We start from the raw sequence: 16,921 nt of genomic DNA, 5'->3' as shown, positions 1-16,921 counted from the left end.
GGCGGATGTGACGGCGGCATTGCGCCGTCGTCAATACTGGCTCAATTTAGCGGCATCGCCCGGAAGGCTCCCCCCAATCCATGTCATCGACTTCTTTTCGCCAATCCCTGCGCCGCCTCTGGGCACTGGATAAATTCAGCTACAGCGTGCGGGTATTCATCGCCCTGACCGGCAGCATGGCGCTGTGCTGGTACCAGGACGAGATGAGCTTGCTGATCCCGCTGTTCCTCGGCGTCATCGCCAGCGCCCTGGCGGAAACCGACGACAGCTGGCAAGGCCGCCTCAATGCCCTGGCGGTAACCCTGGTGTGCTTCAGCATCGCCGCGCTGTCGGTGGAATTGCTGTTCCCCTACCCCTGGATCTTCGCCATCGCCCTGGCCCTGGCCGGCTTCGGCCTGACCATGCTCGGCGCCCTGGGCGAGCGCTATGGCGCCATCGCCTCGGCGACCCTGATCCTCTCGGTCTACACCATGATCGGCGTCGACCAGCGCGGCGGCGCGGTGATCGACTTCTGGCACGAGCCGGTGCTGCTGGTGGCCGGCGCCGCCTGGTACGGCCTGCTCTCGGTGCTGTGGCAGGCGATGTTTTCCAACCAGCCGGTGCAGCAGAGCCTGGCCCGGCTGTTTCGCGAGCTGGGCTACTACCTCAAGCTCAAGTCGTCGCTGTTCGAGCCGATTCGCCAGCTGGACGTGGAAACCCGGCGCCTGGAGCTGGCGCGGCAGAACGGCAAGGTGGTGGCCGCGCTCAACAGCGCCAAGGAAATCATCCTGCACCGGGTCGGCAACGGCCGCCCGGGGTCGAAGGTCAGCCGCTACCTGAAGCTGTACTTCCTGGCCCAGGACATCCATGAGCGCGCCAGCTCCTCGCACTACCCCTACAACGCCCTGGCCGACGCCTTCTTCCACAGCGACGTGCTGTTCCGCTGCCAGCGCCTGCTGCGCCAGCAAGGCAAGGCCTGCCGGGCCCTGGCGGAATCGATCCAGATGCGCCAGCCGTTCGTCTACGACTCCGGCTTCGCCGAAGCCCTGAGCGACCTGCAAGCCTCGCTGGAACACCTGCGCATCCAGAGCAACCCGGCCTGGCGCGGGCTGCTGCGCTCGCTGCGGGCCCTGGCCGCCAACCTCGGCACCCTCGACCGCCTGCTCAGCGATGCCAGCAACCCCGATGCCCTGGCCGATGCCACCGACAGCAGCCTGCTGGACCGCTCGCCGCGCAACCTCAAGGACGTCTGGACCCGCCTGCGCACCCAGCTGACACCCACTTCGCTGCTGTTTCGCCATGCCCTGCGCCTGCCCCTGGCGCTGAGTATCGGCTACGGCATGGTGCACCTGATCCACCCGTCCCAGGGCTACTGGATCATCCTCACCACGCTGTTCGTCTGCCAGCCCAACTACGGCGCCACCCGGCGCAAGCTGGGCCAGCGGATCATCGGCACGGCCATCGGCCTGACCATCGCCTGGGCGCTGTTCGACCTGTTCCCCAACCCGCTGGTGCAGTCGCTGTTCGCCATTGCCGCCGGCGTGGTGTTCTTCGCCAACCGCACCACCCGCTACACCCTGGCCACCGCCGCCATCACCCTGATGGTGCTGTTCTGCTTCAACCAGGTGGGCGACGGTTATGGGCTGTTCCTGCCACGGCTGTTCGATACCCTGCTGGGCAGCCTGATCGCCGGACTGGCGGTGTTCCTGTTCCTGCCGGACTGGCAGGGTCGGCGCCTGAACCAGGTACTGGCCAACACCCTGGCGTGCAACAGCATCTACCTGCGCCAGATCATGCAGCAGTACGCCGCCGGCAAGAGCGACGACCTGGCCTACCGCCTGGCCCGGCGCAACGCCCACAACGCCGATGCGGCGCTGTCCACCACCCTGGCCAACATGCTCATGGAGCCCGGGCACTTTCGCAAAGAGGCAGACGTGGGCTTCCGCTTCCTGGTGCTGTCCCACACCCTGCTCAGCTACCTCTCGGGCCTGGGCGCGCACCGTGGCACCCAACTGCCGGAGGAAGTCCGCGAGCACCTGATCGGCGGTGCCGGCAGCAGCCTGGCGGCCAGTATCGACGAGATCGCCCAGGGCCTGGCCAGCAGGACCCCGATCGCCATCCAGAGCGACGCCGAGGAAGCCCTGGCCAACGAACTGGAACAGATGCCGGATGAAATCGATGAAGAGCAGCGCCTGGTACAGACCCAGCTGGGATTGATCTGCCGCCAGCTGGGCCCGCTGCGGACCCTGGCGGCCCACCTGATCAAAGGCACAGAGCAAGCGCCGGCCTGAAACCGCGAGCGCCAAGGGAACGGCTCCGGCGGTCCCGGGAAACTTGCCGGCGCTTTTAGCAGGCCGTTGAAAAACGTAGGCGAGGCAGTCAGCGCCAGGCAAAAACAGGCGAAAAGCGCAGATTACGAGTGGCAAATGAGCATTTTCAGCTTGTTTTCAACGCAGCGATGGCAACCGGCCTGCTACATGCCGTGCTGGCGAAGCAACCGGGCGTAGCTGCCGTCGGCCTTCATGGCGGCGATCTCGCGATCGAACTTGGCGACGATCTGCGCATGCTCGGGGTTCTTCAGGCTCACCAGGATATGCAGGCTGTTCTCGCTCAAGGGCTTGGGCAGGAACTCCACCGCATTGCGCACCCGGGGCGATTCCCGGGCCAGGTAGTAACGGGCGACGTATTCATCTTCCAGGGTCAGCTTGACCCGGTCCGCCGCCAGCATGCGCACGGCCATGGCGAAGTTGTGCACCGGCACTTTCTGCAAGTCCGAATCGTTGTCGAATTCAGAGGAGTAGGCGTAGCCGCGCACCACGGCGATCGGGTACTCGTGCAACTGCTTGAGGTTGAGGTACTCCAGGGGAGCGTCCTTGCGCTTGAGGAAGCGGATGCGGTTGACCAGGTACTCGGCGGAGAACTGCCCCAGGCGGGTGCGTTCGTCGTTGTACCAGGCATTGACCAGGACGTCGTAGCGGCCCTCGCCGATCCCCAGCAGCGCCCGGGCCCAGGGCACCTGCTCGAACTCGCTGGCATAACCCGCGCGGGCCAACGCGGTACTGACGATATCGGTGGCCACCCCGCCATTGACCAGGGTCGAGTCGGTAAACGGAGGCCAGGCATCAGCGACCAGCCGCAACTTCTCTGCAGAAGCGCCCTGGCCCAGCAACAGCAATCCGATCAAAGCCAAAGCCCGATGCAATCGCAGCATGCTTGAAGATCCTTAGCGGGCACAGGGCCCAGCGCGTTCCAGCCTACACTCGAGGGCCCATGCAGCGACCACCCAGGTCCTAACATTAGCTCATCACAGCCAATGCACAGGACTTGCAAAACAGATTACACAAAGAAGGGAAAAACCAGTGAACGGAGTAATGGCATTTTGACCCATCTCACAGAAACAAACTCCATACACCTGTCGACAAGACATCCGTTGACGATGTGCTTAGTATTTCGCGCAGCTCTTTTCACAGGATAAGAAAATGACCATCGAATGGGTCTGCAAACACCACACCGATCTGGGCAAGGAACAGCTCTACGCCATCTTGCAACTGCGTACCGAAGTCTTCGTCGTGGAACAGAAATGTCCCTACCAGGAAGTCGACGGCCGTGACCTGGAAGGCGACACCTGCCACCTGATGGCCTGGGACGGTGACCGCCTGGTGGCCTACCTGCGCCTGCTGGACCCGATCTCCCAGGGCGGCGACGTGGTGATCGGCCGCGTGGTGATCGCCGAGCAGGCACGGGGCCAGGGCCTGGGGCATACGCTGATGGAGCAGGCCCTGAAACAGGCGCAGCGGCACTGGCCCGAGACACCGATCTATCTCTCGGCCCAGGCCCACCTGCAGGCCTACTACGGCCGCTATGGGTTCAGCGTGGTGGGCGAAGAGTATCTGGAAGACGATATCCCGCACATCGGCATGCGCCGTAGCTGAGGCTCAGGGATAACCCAGCACGGTCTTGATCTGGCCCAGGTTGGGTTCGATCCAGGCCTTGTCGATGGCCCCCCAGCTGTGGATCCGGTAATGCCCGGCGTGGTTGCGGGCGCCGTCCTGCTGTTCGAACTGGCAGACGATGTCCAGGTCGGCCAGGGCGGCGATGGTGTCCTGGGCGGTGCGCCGGGGCATGCCCGTGAGTTCGGTCAAGGCCGGCACGCTGCTGGCCAGGCCACTGTCGATCAAGTACGCCACGTACAGCCGGCGGTAGAAACTGCTCTTGGTCTTGCTCACATCCATCGCCCACTCCTTGCTAGTGCGGCGCGCCCGCCTTGGCTTGCAGGTCGCGCCAGGTGAGGTAGACCCGCAGGTCGAACTCCAGCTGGTGATAGCCCGGCAGCATGTGCTCGCAGAGCTTGTAGAACGCCTTGTTGTGGTCCGATTCCTTGAAGTGCGCCAACTCGTGGACCACGATCATGCGCAGGAACTCGGGCGCCGCCTCCTTGAACAGCGAGGCGATGCGGATCTCTTTCTTGGCCTTGAGCTTGCCTCCCTGTACCCGCGACACCGTGGTGTGCAGGCCCAGGGCGCGATGGGTCAGGTCCAGGCGGTTGTCGAACAGCACCTTGTCGATGGCCGGCGCGTTGCGCAGGTATTCCTGCTTCAGCTCCAGGGCATAGCTGTACAGGGCCTTGTCGCTCTGCACACCATGCTTGTGTGGATAACGCCGCTCCAGGTACTCGCCCAGGCGGTCTTCGTCGATCAGCTGGCGCACCTGTTCTTGCAGGGCGACTGGATAGGCCTGGAGGTATTTCAATACGGTCATGGGCAACGGCGACGCCAGGGGCAAGGGTCGCCAGTTTAGCGAATTCAGGCCTGTAGCGCGCTCCAGTCGAAGGGCTGGACGAACTGGCTGGCGCTACCGGAGGTCAAGGGTCGCGCCACCAGGAAACCCTGGACGTATTCGCAACCGTTGTCCTTGAGCCAATGGTATTGCTCGAGGGTCTCCACGCCTTCGGCGATCACCAGCAGCCCGAATTGCTTGCACAGGTCGATCACGCAGCGGGCGATCGCAGCGTCCCGCGGTGAAGTCAGCAACCGGGCGATCAGGTGCCGGTCGAGCTTGAGGGTATCCAGTTGCAGGTCACGCAAGAAGGCCAGGCAGCAACTGCCCGAGCCGAAGTCGTCGAGGGCCACGCGCACGCCCAGCTGGTGCAATTGCTGCAATTGCTTGCGGGTCTCTCCCAGGTTCTGGGTCAGCGCCGCCTCGGTGACCTCGACCTCCAGCTGACGCGGTTGCAGGCCGTTGCGCAGCAGCACCTGGCGCAGCTCGGCCGAAAGGTTGGGCATGCTGAACTGGGTCGCGCTGAGACTGACGCTCAGCACCAGCTCGGGGCTGAACACCTGCTCCCAATCCTTGCGCTGCGCAGCGCCCTGCTGGTAGATCCAGCTGCCCAGGAGACTGATCAGCCGCGCCTCTTCCAGCAGCGGCAGGAACAGCCCCGGCGGCACATCGCCGACACTGGGGTGGCGCCAGCGCAGCAGGGCTTCGAAACCACGCAGGCGACCATCGGCGATGGCCACCTGGGGCTGGTACACCATGGTGAATTCCTTGCGCTCCACCGCACTGCGCACGCTTTCCTCGAGCATCAATCGGGACCGCGCGCGGCCGTTCATCTCGTGGTCGTAATAGCGATACTGCTGGCGGCCGGCACGCTTGGCCTCGTACATGGCGATGTCCGCGGCCCGCAGCAAGCCATCCAGGTTGGAACCACAGTCGGGGTAGATGGCGATGCCGATGCTGGCTCCCAGGACCACGTCCATGCCATCGATCTGCTGGGTGATGGACAAGCGCTCGATCAACCGTTCGGCGACTTTCGCCGCCTGCTCGGGAAATCCCAGCTCCAGCAAGGCGGTGAACTCGTCGCCCCCCATGCGCCCGATGATGTCGAACGAGTGCAGGCCCTCCTTCAGCTGTTCCGAGACCCAGCGCAGTATCCGGTCGCCGGCGTCATGGCCGAGGGAGTCGTTGACCCGCTTGAAGCCGTCCAGATCCAGGTACAGCAGGACCAGGGACTTTCCCGAGCGGTCACTGCGCAACAGAATGCTCTCCACTGTCTGGTAGAAACCCCGGCGATTGAGCAGCCCGGTCAAGGGATCGGTGACCGCCTGGTATTCCAGCTGCTGATGCAGGTGCCGCACCTCGGACATGTCCAGCAGGGTCACCACCATGGCCTTCTGCTCGCTGGGCAGCGGGGCGCAGGACAACGCTACGCTGATCTGCTGGCCGGGGACGGTGCGCAGCAGGGCGTCATGCAGGCGGAAGGTTTCGCCCCGGCGATAACTGGCGTACAGCTCGGACACGTGCCAGTCCGGGACATGGGGATTCTGCAGGTAATCGAGGAAGGCCGAGCCCACCAGATCCTTCACCTGGGCATTGAGCAAGCGCGACACCGCGGGGTTGGCGAAGCGTATCCGCCCCTCCTCGTCCACCACCAGGATGCCCTCGGCGGCGTTGTCCAGCACCGAGGCATTGAAGGCCCGGGCCTGCTCCAGGTCATGACTCAGGTGCTGCAGGGCCCGGCGGTTGCGCTGGTGTTCCAGCAACGCCTGGACCTTGGGCTTGAGGATCTGCGGATCGAAGGGCTTGAACAGGTAGTCCACCGCACCGTTGGCATACCCCTTGATCACGGCATCCTGGGATTGCTCGTTGGCGGTGAGGAAGATGATGGGGGTCAGGCGCGTGCGCTGGCTGCCGCGCATCAGGCGGGCCACTTCGAAACCATCCATGCCCGGCATCTGCACGTCGAGCAGGACCAGGTCCACCTCGTGCTCCAGCAACAGACTGAGGGCCTCGACACCCGAGGCGGCGGTCATTACCCGCCAATCCTGGCGCTGCAACAGCGCGCGCATGCTCAGGAGGTTCTCGGGGTAGTCATCGACGATCAGAAGAGTGGAGTGGCCCTCGGCTGTCTCCGGTTGCACGCATTCCATGCTGCTTCTCTTGTCTGTAATAAGACTGAACTGGTGAGAAAACCTGACAAAAACTGAGGTTTCACTCTAGACCCGGATATTCAAAAGCAGAAGCTGCCATGGAGCCATCACTCCGCCAATGGCCCCTGCTCCCGACTAACGGTCACAGTTCTGCCGCATTGCAATCCATGAATATGGCACCTGGCTACTTCACTGGCGTCATTTTTCCGCCGTACGGCGCTTGCTGGAACATCCTTGCGAAGGCTAAAAAACACCCGAGAAGCGCGGCCTGGAGCCTTCGCCCAGCTGCGCCCGGTACACTTTTGCGGAACCTTCCCATGATCGACCTGGCAACCTGGAACCTCAGCGTTCCCGTCGGCAGCCCGCCGGCCACCATCGATACCCCGACCCTGGTCAAGGGTTTCAAGAACCAATACTTCCATGCCGATTCCGGCACCTTGTTCTTCTGGTCGCCAGTCACCGGCTCGAAGACCGAGAACGCCATCTATCCACGCACCGAGCTGCGCGAGACCTATGCCAACGGCACCTTGCGCAACTGGACCTACCCCGAGGCCGACAACCTGCTGCAGGCCACCCTGGCAGTGAACCAGGTGCCCTCCTCGGGCAAGATCGTCATCGGCCAGATCCATGCGTACAACAGCACCCGGCCGCTGGTGAAGCTGGAATACCAGTACAAGGCCAGCCAGGGGCGCGGCAACATCGTGGCCAAGGTGCGCATGCGCCCGGACGACACCCGGTCCCGGGTCATCGACATCGCCGAGAACGTGCCCATGGACCGGCGATTTTCCTACCTGATCCACCTGAGCCCGGGCGGTGTCCTGGCCATCAGCGCCGCCGGCTATCGCTGGGACACCCGGGTAGGCGCTGCCTGGCGTGACAAACCGCTGTACTTCAAGGCCGGGGTCTATGTGCAGGACAACAGCGGCTACACCAGCGAAGGTGGCAAGGTGACCTTCTCCAAGCTGGACATCGACCACAACAAGAGCTGAGCCGGCACGCAGGCACAAAAAAGCCCGCATCGCTGCGGGCTTTTTCGTAGACGACCGAGGCTTAGTTGACCTTGGCGTTCAGCTCACCCTTGAGGTAACGCTGGAACATGCCTTCCAGGGAGATCGGCTTGATCTTCGAGGCATTGCCGGCGGTGCCGAAGGCTTCGTAGCGAGCGATGCACACGTCGCGCATGGCAGTCACGGTGGCGCCGAAGAACTTGCGTGGGTCGAACTCGCTCGGGTTGGTGGCCATCAGGCGGCGCATGGCACCGGTGGATGCCAGGCGCAGGTCGGTGTCGATGTTGACCTTGCGCACGCCGTGCTTGATGCCTTCGACGATCTCCTCGACCGGCACGCCGTAGGTTTCCTTGATGTCGCCACCGTACTGGTTGATGATCGCCAGCCACTCTTGCGGTACCGAGGAAGAACCGTGCATCACCAGGTGGGTGTTGGGGATGCGCTTGTGGATTTCCTTGATGCGGTCGATGGCCAGCACGTCACCGGTAGGCGGCTTGGTGAACTTGTAGGCTCCGTGGCTGGTACCGATGGCGATGGCCAGGGCGTCGACCTGGGTCTTCTTGACGAAGTCGGCGGCCTCTTCCGGATCGGTCAGCATCTGGCTGTGGTCCAGCACGCCTTCGGCGCCGATACCGTCTTCTTCACCGGCCATGCCGGTTTCCAGGGAACCCAGGCAGCCCAGCTCGCCCTCTACCGACACGCCACAGGCGTGGGCCATGGCGACGGTCTGCTGGGTCACGCGGACGTTGTACTCGTAGTCGGTCGGGGTCTTGCCGTCTTCACCCAGGGAACCGTCCATCATCACCGAGCTGAAGCCCAGCTGGATCGAGCGCTGGCAGACGTCAGGGCTGGTGCCGTGGTCCTGGTGCATGCACACCGGAATGTGCGGGAACTCTTCGATGGCAGCCAGGATCAGGTGGCGCAGGAACGGGGCGCCAGCGTATTTGCGAGCACCGGCGGAAGCCTGGACGATCACCGGGGAGTCAGTCTTGTCAGCGGCTTCCATGATGGCGCGCATCTGCTCAAGGTTGTTGACGTTGAAGGCTGGAACGCCATAGCCGAACTCGGCTGCGTGGTCCAGCATCTGGCGCATGCTGATGAGTGCCATTGTGTGTGTCTCTCCCGGTCGAGGGTCGTTAATCGTGCAAGCCTGCCGTAGCGGCGACTGCTATTCAAGTGATTGCAGATCGGGGGTCAGCCCGGCCTGCGGATTCGTTACTTCATCAATTTCAAGAGCCCTGCATCCCCGCAGGAACGAGGCTTGCCCGCGATGGCGGTCGGCCTGGCGACATCCATGATCAATGTCCGGGTAGCACCGCGAGCAAGCTTCGCTCCTACAGGTTCAGCATCGGTTCCCGGCCTACGGCGCTTTACAGCCGCGGCCGATCAGGTCGTTGGTGGCGACCCAGTAGACCAGGCCTTCCTCACCCTTGACGTGAAACGCCAGCATGTCGTCGCTGTACAACGACCCCGAACCGCTAGGCTCGAGTTTCAAGCGGCGTACCTGGTCGTCGCCTCCCAGGCGCACGTCGACGGCCTTGCGGCTGTCGTCGGTGTAGCGCCAGAGCACCTGGGCCTGGCTGTCGCAGACCCAGGTGGTCCAGTTGTCGGTGCTCGGCGACTTGAGCAAGTGCAAGTCGGCGCAACCGCCAAGCAGCCCCAGCATCGCCACGGCGATCAAAGCTTTCATCGATGTTCCTCGGCCGGACCCCGGGGCCCGGCGCGTCGCGTTATCCAATCTGACCCGTCAAGGGCAACCCTGTTCCCGGGTCCTTGTCGGAGTCTCGTATTTCTCCAAGCCTTCAGGCCCCAGGCGCTTGTTGATCACCGGTGCCGTCTCGGCCTGCCAGTCGGCCTGGTAGCAACCTTGCCCTGGCCTTTGGGCCGCATCCGCAGGCTGGCCCGGCGAAGTGCCGGAGCACCCCGCGAGCCAGGCTGCGGCAAGCAGCAATGGCAACGTCTTGACCATCAGAACACTCCTTTGCCCGGCCAATGGCAGTCTCAGGCCTTGGCCCGGGCTTCCAGGACTTCGACCGCCGGCAGCACCTTGCCCTCGACGAATTCGAGGAAGGCGCCACCACCGGTAGAAATGTAGGAGATCTGCTGGGCCACGCCATACTTGTCGATGGCCGCCAGGGTGTCGCCACCGCCAGCGATGGAGAACGCCGTGCTATCGGCGATCGCCTGGGCCAGGACCTTGGTGCCATTGCCGAACTGGTCGAACTCGAACACACCCACCGGGCCGTTCCAGAGGATGGTCTTGGACGACTTGAGCAGTTGCGCGAATTGCGCAGCGGTTTGCGGGCCGATGTCCAGGATCATGTCGTCGGCCGCCACGTCGGCGATCGCCTTGACCGTGGCCGCGGCGCTCTCGGCGAACTCCTTGGCCACCACCACGTCCACTGGCAGTGGCACGCTGACCTTGGCGGCGATGGCGCGGGCGGTGTCCAGCAGGTCAGGCTCGTACAGCGACTTGCCCACCGGATGGCCGGCAGCGGCCAGGAAGGTATTGGCGATGCCGCCACCGACGATCAGCTGGTCGCAGACCTCGCTCAGGCTGTTGAGCACGTCCAGCTTGGTGGACACCTTGGAACCGGCGACGATCGCCGCCATCGGCTTGGCCGGGGTATCCAGGGCCTTGCCCAGTGCATCCAGCTCGGCCGCCAGCAACGGGCCTGCCGCCGCCACCTTGGCGAACTTGGCCACGCCGTGGGTCGAACCCTCGGCCCGGTGGGCGGTACCGAAGGCATCCATCACGAACACGTCGCACAGGGCGGCGTATTGCTGGGCCAGCTCATCGGCGTTCTTTTTCTCGCCCTTGTTGAAACGTACGTTCTCGAACAGCACGACGTCGCCGGCCTTGACCTCGACACCACCCAGGTAGTCGGCCACCAGCGGCACTTCGCGGCCCAGGGCGCGACTCAGGTAATCGGCCACCGGCTTGAGGCTGTTCTCAGCCGAGAACTCGCCTTCGGTCGGACGGCCCAGGTGCGAGCAGACCATCACCGCCGCGCCTTTCTCCAGGGCCAGCTTGATGGTCGGCAGCGAAGCCAGGATCCGCGCGTCGCTGGTGACTACACCGTCCTTGACTGGGACGTTGAGGTCTTCGCGGATCAGCACGCGCTTACCTTGCAGATCGAGGTCGGTCATCTTCAACACGGTCATGGGTCGCAATTCCTGGGTTACTGAATATTAGAAGCAGAGAGTGGAGCGGCTGTTTGCAGGTAATGGCCCGCAACGTCCAGCATCCGGTTGGCAAAACCCCATTCGTTGTCGAACCAGGCCAGGATGTTTACCAGCCGGGGGCCGGAAACGCGGGTCTGACTGGCATCGACGATCGCCGAATGGGGGTCATGGTTGAAATCGCAGCTGGCGTGCGGCAATTCGGTATAGGCCAGCAGGCCCTTGAGCGGACCGCTGGTGGCGGCCTCGCGCAGGATCCGGTTGACCTCGGCGGCATCGGTGTCGCTGACCGTCTGCATGGTGATATCCAGGCAGGACACGTTGACCGTCGGTACCCGTACCGCTTTGGCCTGGATTCGCCCGGCAAGTTCCGGCAGCAGGCGCTCGATGCCCCGGGCCAGGCCAGTGGACACAGGGATCACCGACTGGAACGCCGAGCGGGTGCGGCGCAGGTCCTCGTGATGATAGGCATCGATCACCGGCTGGTCGTTCATCGCCGAGTGGATAGTGGTGATGGACACGTACTCCAGGCCGATGGCCTGGTCCAGCAGGCGCAGCAAGGGCACGCCGCAGTTGGTGGTGCAAGACGCGTTGGACACCAGCAACTCGTCGCCGCTCAGGCAATCCTGGTTCACCCCGTAGACGATGGTGGCGTCGACATCCGCCTCGCTGGCCATCGGCTGGGAGAACAACACCCGCGGCGCGCCGGCAGCAAGGAAGCGCTGGCCATCCTCACGGGTGTGGTAGGCACCGGAGCATTCCAGCACCAGGTCGATGTCCAGGGCTGCCCAGTCGATGCCTTCGGGAGTGGCGCTGCGCAACACCTTCACGCAGTTGCCATTGATATGCAGACAATCGCCATCGACGGTCACCTCGCCGGGAAACCGGCCATGGGTGGAGTCGAAGCGTGTCAGGTATTCGACGCTGGCCATGTCGGCCAGGTCGTTGATGGCCACGATCTCGAACCCGGCCGCAGCCCCTCGCTCGAACAGAGCACGCAAGACGCAACGACCAATCCGGCCGTAGCCGTTGAGTGCAACTTTATAAGGACGCGGTTGGGACATGGGGTTCTCGATCAGGCACGGCAGACGAACTTGTTATACGCACTCGCAAGCGGGGGCCGGTAAACCAGCCCCCGCTTGCGACTGTGGTGGACAGGCCACCACGTGCTTTTCTCAGTCTTCCAGCAGCTCTTCGGCCTGGCCCAGGATGTTGTCCAGGGTGAAGCCGAACTCTTCGAACAGTGCAGGCGCAGGCGCCGACTCACCGTAGGTGGTCATGCCGATCACGCGGCCTTCCAGGCCCACGTACTTGTACCAGAAGTCGGCATGGGCGGCTTCGATGGCGATCCGCGCACCGACCTGCAGCGGCAGGACCGACTGCTTGTAGCCTGCATCCTGGGCATCGAACACGCTGGTGCACGGCATGGATACCACACGCACCTTGCGGCCCTGCTCGGTCAGCTTGTCGAAAGCCTGCACCGCAAGGCCCACTTCCGAACCGGTGGCGATCAGGATCAGCTCAGGCTCGCCTGCGCAGTCCTTCAACACATAACCACCGCGGCTGATATCGGCGATCTGACCGGCATCACGGGTTTGGTGCTGCAAGTTCTGGCGCGAGAAGATCAACGCCGAAGGACCGTCCTTGCGCTCCAGCGCGTACTTCCAGGACACCGCCGATTCCACGGCGTCGGCTGGACGCCAGGTGTCGAGGTTCGGCGTGCTGCGCAGGCTGGTCAGTTGCTCGATAGGCTGGTGGGTCGGGCCATCCTCGCCCAGGCCGATGGAGTCGTGGGTGTAGACGTGGATCACCCGTTGCTTCATCAGCGCCGACATGCGCACCGCGTTGCGGGCGTACTCCATGAACATCAGGAAGGTCGCGCCGTAAGGCACCAGGCCACCGTGCAGGGCAACGCCGTTCATGATGGCGGTCATGCCGAATTCGCGTACGCCGTAGTACATGTAGTTGCCGCTGGCATCCTCGGCACTGACGCCCTTGCAGCCTTTCCACAGGGTCAGGTTGGAGCCGGCCAGGTCCGCCGAACCGCCGAGGAACTCAGGCAGCAATGGACCGAAGGCGTTCAGGGTGTTCTGGCTGGCCTTGCGGCTGGCGATGGTCTCGCCCTTGGCCGCCACTTCGGCGATATAGGCGTCGGCCTTGGCGGCGAAGTCCGCCGGCAGGTCACCGGCCAGGCGCCGTACCAGTTCGTTGGCCTCGGTCGGGAAGGCAGCGGAGTAAGCGGCGAAACGCTGGTCCCACTCGGCTTCGACAGCGCGACCGGCTTCCTTGGCATCCCACTCGGCATAGATGTCGGCAGGGATTTCGAACGGACCGTGGGTCCACTTCAGGGCTTCGCGGGTCAGGGCGATTTCCTCGGCGCCCAGTGGCGCGCCGTGGCAGTCTTCCTTGCCCTGCTTGTTCGGCGAACCGAAACCGATGGTGGTCTTGCAGCAGATCAGGGTTGGCAGCGGGCTCTTGCGCGCGGTCTCGATCGCGGTCTTGATTTCTTCCGGATCGTGGCCGTCGACGTTGCGGATCACTTGCCAGTTGTAGGCTTCGAAGCGCTTGGGCGTGTCGTCGGTGAACCAGCCTTCGACTTCACCGTCGATGGAAATGCCGTTGTCATCGTAGAAGGCGATCAGCTTGCCCAGGCCCAGGGTGCCGGCCAGGGACGCGACTTCGTGGGAAATGCCTTCCATCATGCAGCCATCACCCAGGAACACATAGGTGTGGTGGTCGACGATATTGTGACCGGGACGGTTGAACTGCGCCGCCAGGACTTTTTCCGCCAGGGCGAAGCCCACGGCATTGGCCAGGCCCTGACCCAGCGGGCCAGTGGTGGTCTCCACACCCGGGGTGTAGCCGAATTCCGGGTGGCCCGGGGTACGGCTGTGCAGTTGGCGGAAATTCTTCAGGTCGTCGATCGAAAGATCGTAGCCGGTCAGGTGCAGCAGCGAGTAGATCAGCATCGAGCCATGACCGTTGGACAGCACGAAGCGGTCACGGTCGGCGAAGGATGGATTGCTCGGGTTGTGCTTGAGGTAGTCACGCCAAAGTACTTCGGCGATATCCGCCATACCCATCGGGGCACCCGGATGGCCGCTGTTGGCTTTTTGCACGGCATCCATGCTGAGGGCACGAATGGCGTTGGCACGCTCACGACGGCTTGGCATCGCTGATCTCCTGAAGATTGGACAAAACAAAACGGAAAAAAGGCCTGCATTTTCCCTCAGGCGTCTGGCGGGGGCAATGACAGATAGTTACTCAAGCACGTTTTTCCTACGGCTAACCACTCAATCGACCAGGCAAACCCCGACACCGTTCCCCATCCTGGCTGGCGACAGCCCTGAATCGCCCTCGCACAGTTCAATATCAAAACTTTTTGATATTGGCCTTGCGAGCTGTTTCGGGCACCACTAGACTGCGCTCCCATGAACCTGCATGCATCCAACATTCGCCATGACGATTGCGACGACCTGGCCGCCCTGTGCAAAGCCGGCGGCGATCCGTTACGGCTGAACGTATTGCGTGCCCTGAGCAACGACTCCTTCGGCGTGCTGGAGCTGGCGCAGATCTTCGCCATCGGCCAGTCGGGCATGAGCCATCACCTGAAGGTCCTGGCCCAGGCCGGGCTGGTGGCCACGCGCCGCGAAGGCAATGCGATCTTCTACCGCCGCGCCTTGCCCCACACCGAACTGCTGGGCGGCAAGTTGCATGTGGCGTTGCTGGACGAGGTCGACCAATTGCCCTTGCCGGTCGAAGTCCAGTCGCGGATCGGCCTGGTCCACGGACAACGGGCCGCTGCCAGCGAAGACTTCTTTTCCCGGGTGGCGGAGAAATTCCGCGCCCAACAGGACCTGATCGCAGGACTGGCGCAGTACCGCGAAAGCGTGTTGGCACTATTGGACAAATTGAGCTTCAAGCCAGAAGCCACAGCCATCGAGGTCGGCCCCGGCGACGGCGGATTCCTCCCCGAACTGGCCCGGCGCTTTGCCCAGGTGACAGCCCTGGACAACAGCCCGGCGATGCTGGAGCTGGCTCGCCAGTTGTGCGAACGCGAAGCGCTGGCTAACGTCAGCCTGCAACTGGCCGATGCCTTGAAGGGCATGCCACTCAAGGCCGACTGCGTGGTGCTGAACATGGTCCTGCACCATTTCGCGGCGCCAGCCGAGGCACTCAAGCAGTTGGGGCAATTATTGCAGGCAGGCGGTAGCCTGCTGGTGACAGACTTGTGCAGCCATAACCAGAGCTGGGCCAAAGACGCCTGTGGCGATCTCTGGCTGGGGTTCGAGCAAGATGATCTGGCCCGTTGGGCCACCGCTGCGGGACTGACTCCCGGGGAAAGCCTCTATGTAGGCTTACGTAATGGTTTCCAGATCCAGGTCCGCCATTTTCAGCGACCGGCTGGCGACACTCACCATCGGTAAATTTAGGAAACCGTCGAGATGAGCGAATACTCCCTTTTCACCTCCGAGTCCGTGTCCGAAGGGCATCCGGATAAAATCGCTGACCAGATTTCCGATGCGGTGCTGGACGCCATCATTACCCAGGACAAGCACGCCCGCGTAGCGGTTGAAACCCTGGTCAAGACTGGCGTTGCCATCGTTGCCGGCGAAGTGACCACCAGCGCCTGGGTCGACCTGGAGCAGATCGTCCGCGACGTCATCTGCGACATCGGCTACACCAGCTCCGACGTCGGCTTCGACGGCGCCACCTGCGGCGTGATGAACATCATCGGCAAGCAGTCCCCTGACATCAACCAGGGCGTCGACCGCGCCAAGCCTGAAGACCAGGGCGCCGGTGACCAGGGCCTGATGTTCGGCTATGCCAGCAACGAAACCCCGGCACTGATGCCAGCCCCGATCGCATTCTCCCACCAGCTGGTGCAGCGCCAGGCCGAAGCCCGCAAATCGGGCCTGCTGCCATGGCTACGCCCGGACGCCAAGTCCCAGGTCACCTGCCGCTATGAAAACGGCATCGTGGTCGGCATCGACGCGGTGGTGCTGTCGACCCAGCACAACCCGGAAGTCTCCTACAACGACCTGCGCGAAGGCGTGATGGAACTGATCGTCAAGCACGTGCTGCCAGCCGAGCTGCTGCACAAGGACACCCAGTTCCACATCAACCCGACCGGCCAGTTCATCATCGGCGGCCCAGTGGGCGACTGTGGCCTGACCGGCCGCAAGATCATCGTCGACAGCTACGGCGGCATGGCTCGCCACGGCGGCGGCGCGTTCTCCGGCAAGGACCCATCCAAGGTCGACCGTTCGGCAGCCTACGCCGGTCGCTACGTGGCCAAGAACATCGTCGCCGCCGGCCTGGCCGAGCGTTGCGAGATCCAGGTGTCCTACGCCATCGGCGTCGCCCAGCCGACTTCGATCTCGCTGAACACCTTCGGCACCGGCAAGATCAGCGATGACAAGATCATCAAGCTGGTACGCGAGCACTTCGACCTGCGTCCTTACGCGATCACCACCATGCTCGACCTGCTGCACCCGATGTACCAGGAAACCGCAGCCTACGGCCACTTCGGCCGCACTCCGGAAACCAAGACCGTGGGCGAAGACACCTTCTCCACCTTCACCTGGGAAAAAACCGACCGCGCCGAGGCCCTGCGCGCCGCCGCCGGCCTGTAAGCCTTCCCGCCTCACCAAGGCCCCGCCCGGCTATGCTGGCGGGGCTTTTTTGTACCCACGGATTTCTCCCTCCTGCCTCTATATTCCCTGCCTTACAAGCAAAGTCGCCGTCCGGACCACCTGTCGGACCGACCGCGAAACAACCGGCAAACACCTGCCACGCCCGCCCCGCGTCACCACACCTAACCTT

The 16,921-nt window shown here is 63.5% G+C and carries 15 protein-coding genes; 5 read left to right on the top strand and 10 right to left on the bottom strand.

Annotated elements, in window-relative coordinates; all coding sequences use genetic code 11:
- Nucleotides 1-80 precede the first annotated feature (80 nt).
- Nucleotides 81-2,270, top strand: a complete 2,190-nt coding sequence (gene yccS, locus CAG11_RS03005) for a YccS family putative transporter (protein WP_085594540.1) — start codon at nt 81-83, stop codon at nt 2,268-2,270.
- A 182-nt stretch (nt 2,271-2,452) separates the two neighbouring features.
- On the opposite strand, the gene CAG11_RS03000 is transcribed toward yccS, so the two are convergent.
- Nucleotides 2,453-3,190: an ABC transporter substrate-binding protein gene (locus CAG11_RS03000; protein ID WP_022641544.1), complete on the bottom strand. Its 738-nt coding sequence runs from the start codon at nt 3,188-3,190 to the stop codon at nt 2,453-2,455.
- A 268-nt stretch (nt 3,191-3,458) separates the two neighbouring features.
- Here CAG11_RS03000 and CAG11_RS02995 point away from each other — a divergent pair, with 268 nt between their 5' ends.
- Nucleotides 3,459-3,911 carry a GNAT family N-acetyltransferase gene (locus tag CAG11_RS02995; RefSeq protein ID WP_022641545.1) on the top strand — a complete coding sequence of 151 codons (453 nt, stop codon included), beginning with the start codon at nt 3,459-3,461 and terminating at the stop codon, nt 3,909-3,911.
- Nucleotides 3,912-3,914: 3 nt separating this feature from the next.
- Here CAG11_RS02995 and CAG11_RS02990 read toward each other — a convergent pair whose 3' ends face one another.
- From CAG11_RS02990 to CAG11_RS02980, 3 genes are read right to left on the bottom strand one after another with little or no spacing between them, the layout of a single operon-like run.
- The gene (locus CAG11_RS02990) at nt 3,915-4,211 is read right to left on the bottom strand and encodes a helix-turn-helix domain-containing protein (RefSeq protein WP_085594538.1); all 297 of its coding nucleotides are present in this window, start codon (nt 4,209-4,211) and stop codon (nt 3,915-3,917) included.
- A 13-nt stretch (nt 4,212-4,224) separates the two neighbouring features.
- Nucleotides 4,225-4,737, bottom strand: a complete 513-nt coding sequence (locus tag CAG11_RS02985) for a M48 family metallopeptidase (protein ID WP_053134110.1) — start codon at nt 4,735-4,737, stop codon at nt 4,225-4,227.
- 44 nt (nt 4,738-4,781) lie between these two features.
- Nucleotides 4,782-6,905, bottom strand: coding sequence for a bifunctional diguanylate cyclase/phosphodiesterase (locus CAG11_RS02980; RefSeq protein ID WP_085594536.1), 2,124 nt, complete (start codon nt 6,903-6,905; stop codon nt 4,782-4,784).
- 317 nt (nt 6,906-7,222) lie between these two features.
- Between CAG11_RS02980 and CAG11_RS02975 the strand changes: the two genes are divergently transcribed.
- A complete protein-coding gene (locus tag CAG11_RS02975) occupies nt 7,223-7,894 on the top strand; it encodes a polysaccharide lyase family 7 protein (protein ID WP_085594534.1) in 672 nt (223 codons plus the stop codon).
- A gap of 61 nt (nt 7,895-7,955) precedes the next feature.
- Here CAG11_RS02975 and fba read toward each other — a convergent pair whose 3' ends face one another.
- The 6 genes from fba to tkt all read right to left on the bottom strand — a co-directional run bounded on the left by fba (nt 7,956) and on the right by tkt (nt 14,268).
- Nucleotides 7,956-9,020: a class II fructose-bisphosphate aldolase gene (gene fba, locus CAG11_RS02970; RefSeq protein WP_022641550.1), complete on the bottom strand. Its 1,065-nt coding sequence runs from the start codon at nt 9,018-9,020 to the stop codon at nt 7,956-7,958.
- Nucleotides 9,021-9,272: 252 nt separating this feature from the next.
- The gene (locus CAG11_RS02965) at nt 9,273-9,602 is read right to left on the bottom strand and encodes an MliC family protein (RefSeq protein ID WP_085594532.1); all 330 of its coding nucleotides are present in this window, start codon (nt 9,600-9,602) and stop codon (nt 9,273-9,275) included.
- 57 nt (nt 9,603-9,659) lie between these two features.
- Nucleotides 9,660-9,881 (bottom strand): hypothetical protein, encoded by a 222-nt coding sequence (locus CAG11_RS02960; RefSeq protein WP_022641552.1) that lies wholly within the window; start codon nt 9,879-9,881, stop codon nt 9,660-9,662.
- 32 nt (nt 9,882-9,913) lie between these two features.
- The gene (locus CAG11_RS02955; RefSeq protein ID WP_022641553.1) at nt 9,914-11,077 is read right to left on the bottom strand and encodes a phosphoglycerate kinase; all 1,164 of its coding nucleotides are present in this window, start codon (nt 11,075-11,077) and stop codon (nt 9,914-9,916) included.
- Between the two features lie 17 nt (nt 11,078-11,094).
- On the bottom strand, nt 11,095-12,159 hold the full coding sequence (epd, locus tag CAG11_RS02950; RefSeq protein ID WP_031320656.1) for an erythrose-4-phosphate dehydrogenase: 1,065 nt from the start codon (nt 12,157-12,159) through the stop codon (nt 11,095-11,097).
- Nucleotides 12,160-12,270: 111 nt separating this feature from the next.
- Nucleotides 12,271-14,268 carry a transketolase gene (gene tkt / locus CAG11_RS02945; RefSeq protein WP_085594530.1) on the bottom strand — a complete coding sequence of 666 codons (1,998 nt, stop codon included), beginning with the start codon at nt 14,266-14,268 and terminating at the stop codon, nt 12,271-12,273.
- Nucleotides 14,269-14,526: 258 nt separating this feature from the next.
- Here tkt and CAG11_RS02940 point away from each other — a divergent pair, with 258 nt between their 5' ends.
- Nucleotides 14,527-15,522: a metalloregulator ArsR/SmtB family transcription factor gene (locus CAG11_RS02940; RefSeq protein ID WP_085594528.1), complete on the top strand. Its 996-nt coding sequence runs from the start codon at nt 14,527-14,529 to the stop codon at nt 15,520-15,522.
- Nucleotides 15,523-15,540: 18 nt separating this feature from the next.
- Nucleotides 15,541-16,731 carry a methionine adenosyltransferase gene (gene metK / locus CAG11_RS02935; protein WP_085594526.1) on the top strand — a complete coding sequence of 397 codons (1,191 nt, stop codon included), beginning with the start codon at nt 15,541-15,543 and terminating at the stop codon, nt 16,729-16,731.
- Nucleotides 16,732-16,921: the final 190 nt, after the last annotated feature.

This window comes from Pseudomonas sp. B6(2017) (genome assembly GCF_002112765.1).
Classification (GTDB): Bacteria; Pseudomonadota; Gammaproteobacteria; order Pseudomonadales; family Pseudomonadaceae; genus Aquipseudomonas; species Aquipseudomonas piscis.
This window is presented reverse-complemented; position numbering and strand designations above follow the sequence as displayed.

Excerpts from the sequence above, each read along its gene's own strand:
- yccS (WP_085594540.1), top strand. The coding sequence starts at position 81 with ATGTCATCGACTTCTTTTCGCCAATCCCTGCGCCGCCTCTGGGCACTG.
- CAG11_RS03000 (WP_022641544.1), bottom strand. The coding sequence starts at position 3,190 with ATGCTGCGATTGCATCGGGCTTTGGCTTTGATCGGATTGCTGTTGCTG.
- CAG11_RS02995 (WP_022641545.1), top strand. The coding sequence starts at position 3,459 with ATGACCATCGAATGGGTCTGCAAACACCACACCGATCTGGGCAAGGAA.
- CAG11_RS02990 (WP_085594538.1), bottom strand. The coding sequence starts at position 4,211 with ATGGATGTGAGCAAGACCAAGAGCAGTTTCTACCGCCGGCTGTACGTG.
- CAG11_RS02985 (WP_053134110.1), bottom strand. The coding sequence starts at position 4,737 with ATGACCGTATTGAAATACCTCCAGGCCTATCCAGTCGCCCTGCAAGAA.
- CAG11_RS02980 (WP_085594536.1), bottom strand. The coding sequence starts at position 6,905 with ATGGAATGCGTGCAACCGGAGACAGCCGAGGGCCACTCCACTCTTCTG.
- CAG11_RS02975 (WP_085594534.1), top strand. The coding sequence starts at position 7,223 with ATGATCGACCTGGCAACCTGGAACCTCAGCGTTCCCGTCGGCAGCCCG.
- fba (WP_022641550.1), bottom strand. The coding sequence starts at position 9,020 with ATGGCACTCATCAGCATGCGCCAGATGCTGGACCACGCAGCCGAGTTC.
- CAG11_RS02965 (WP_085594532.1), bottom strand. The coding sequence starts at position 9,602 with ATGAAAGCTTTGATCGCCGTGGCGATGCTGGGGCTGCTTGGCGGTTGC.
- CAG11_RS02960 (WP_022641552.1), bottom strand. The coding sequence starts at position 9,881 with ATGGTCAAGACGTTGCCATTGCTGCTTGCCGCAGCCTGGCTCGCGGGG.
- CAG11_RS02955 (WP_022641553.1), bottom strand. The coding sequence starts at position 11,077 with ATGACCGTGTTGAAGATGACCGACCTCGATCTGCAAGGTAAGCGCGTG.
- epd (WP_031320656.1), bottom strand. The coding sequence starts at position 12,159 with ATGTCCCAACCGCGTCCTTATAAAGTTGCACTCAACGGCTACGGCCGG.
- tkt (WP_085594530.1), bottom strand. The coding sequence starts at position 14,268 with ATGCCAAGCCGTCGTGAGCGTGCCAACGCCATTCGTGCCCTCAGCATG.
- CAG11_RS02940 (WP_085594528.1), top strand. The coding sequence starts at position 14,527 with ATGAACCTGCATGCATCCAACATTCGCCATGACGATTGCGACGACCTG.
- metK (WP_085594526.1), top strand. The coding sequence starts at position 15,541 with ATGAGCGAATACTCCCTTTTCACCTCCGAGTCCGTGTCCGAAGGGCAT.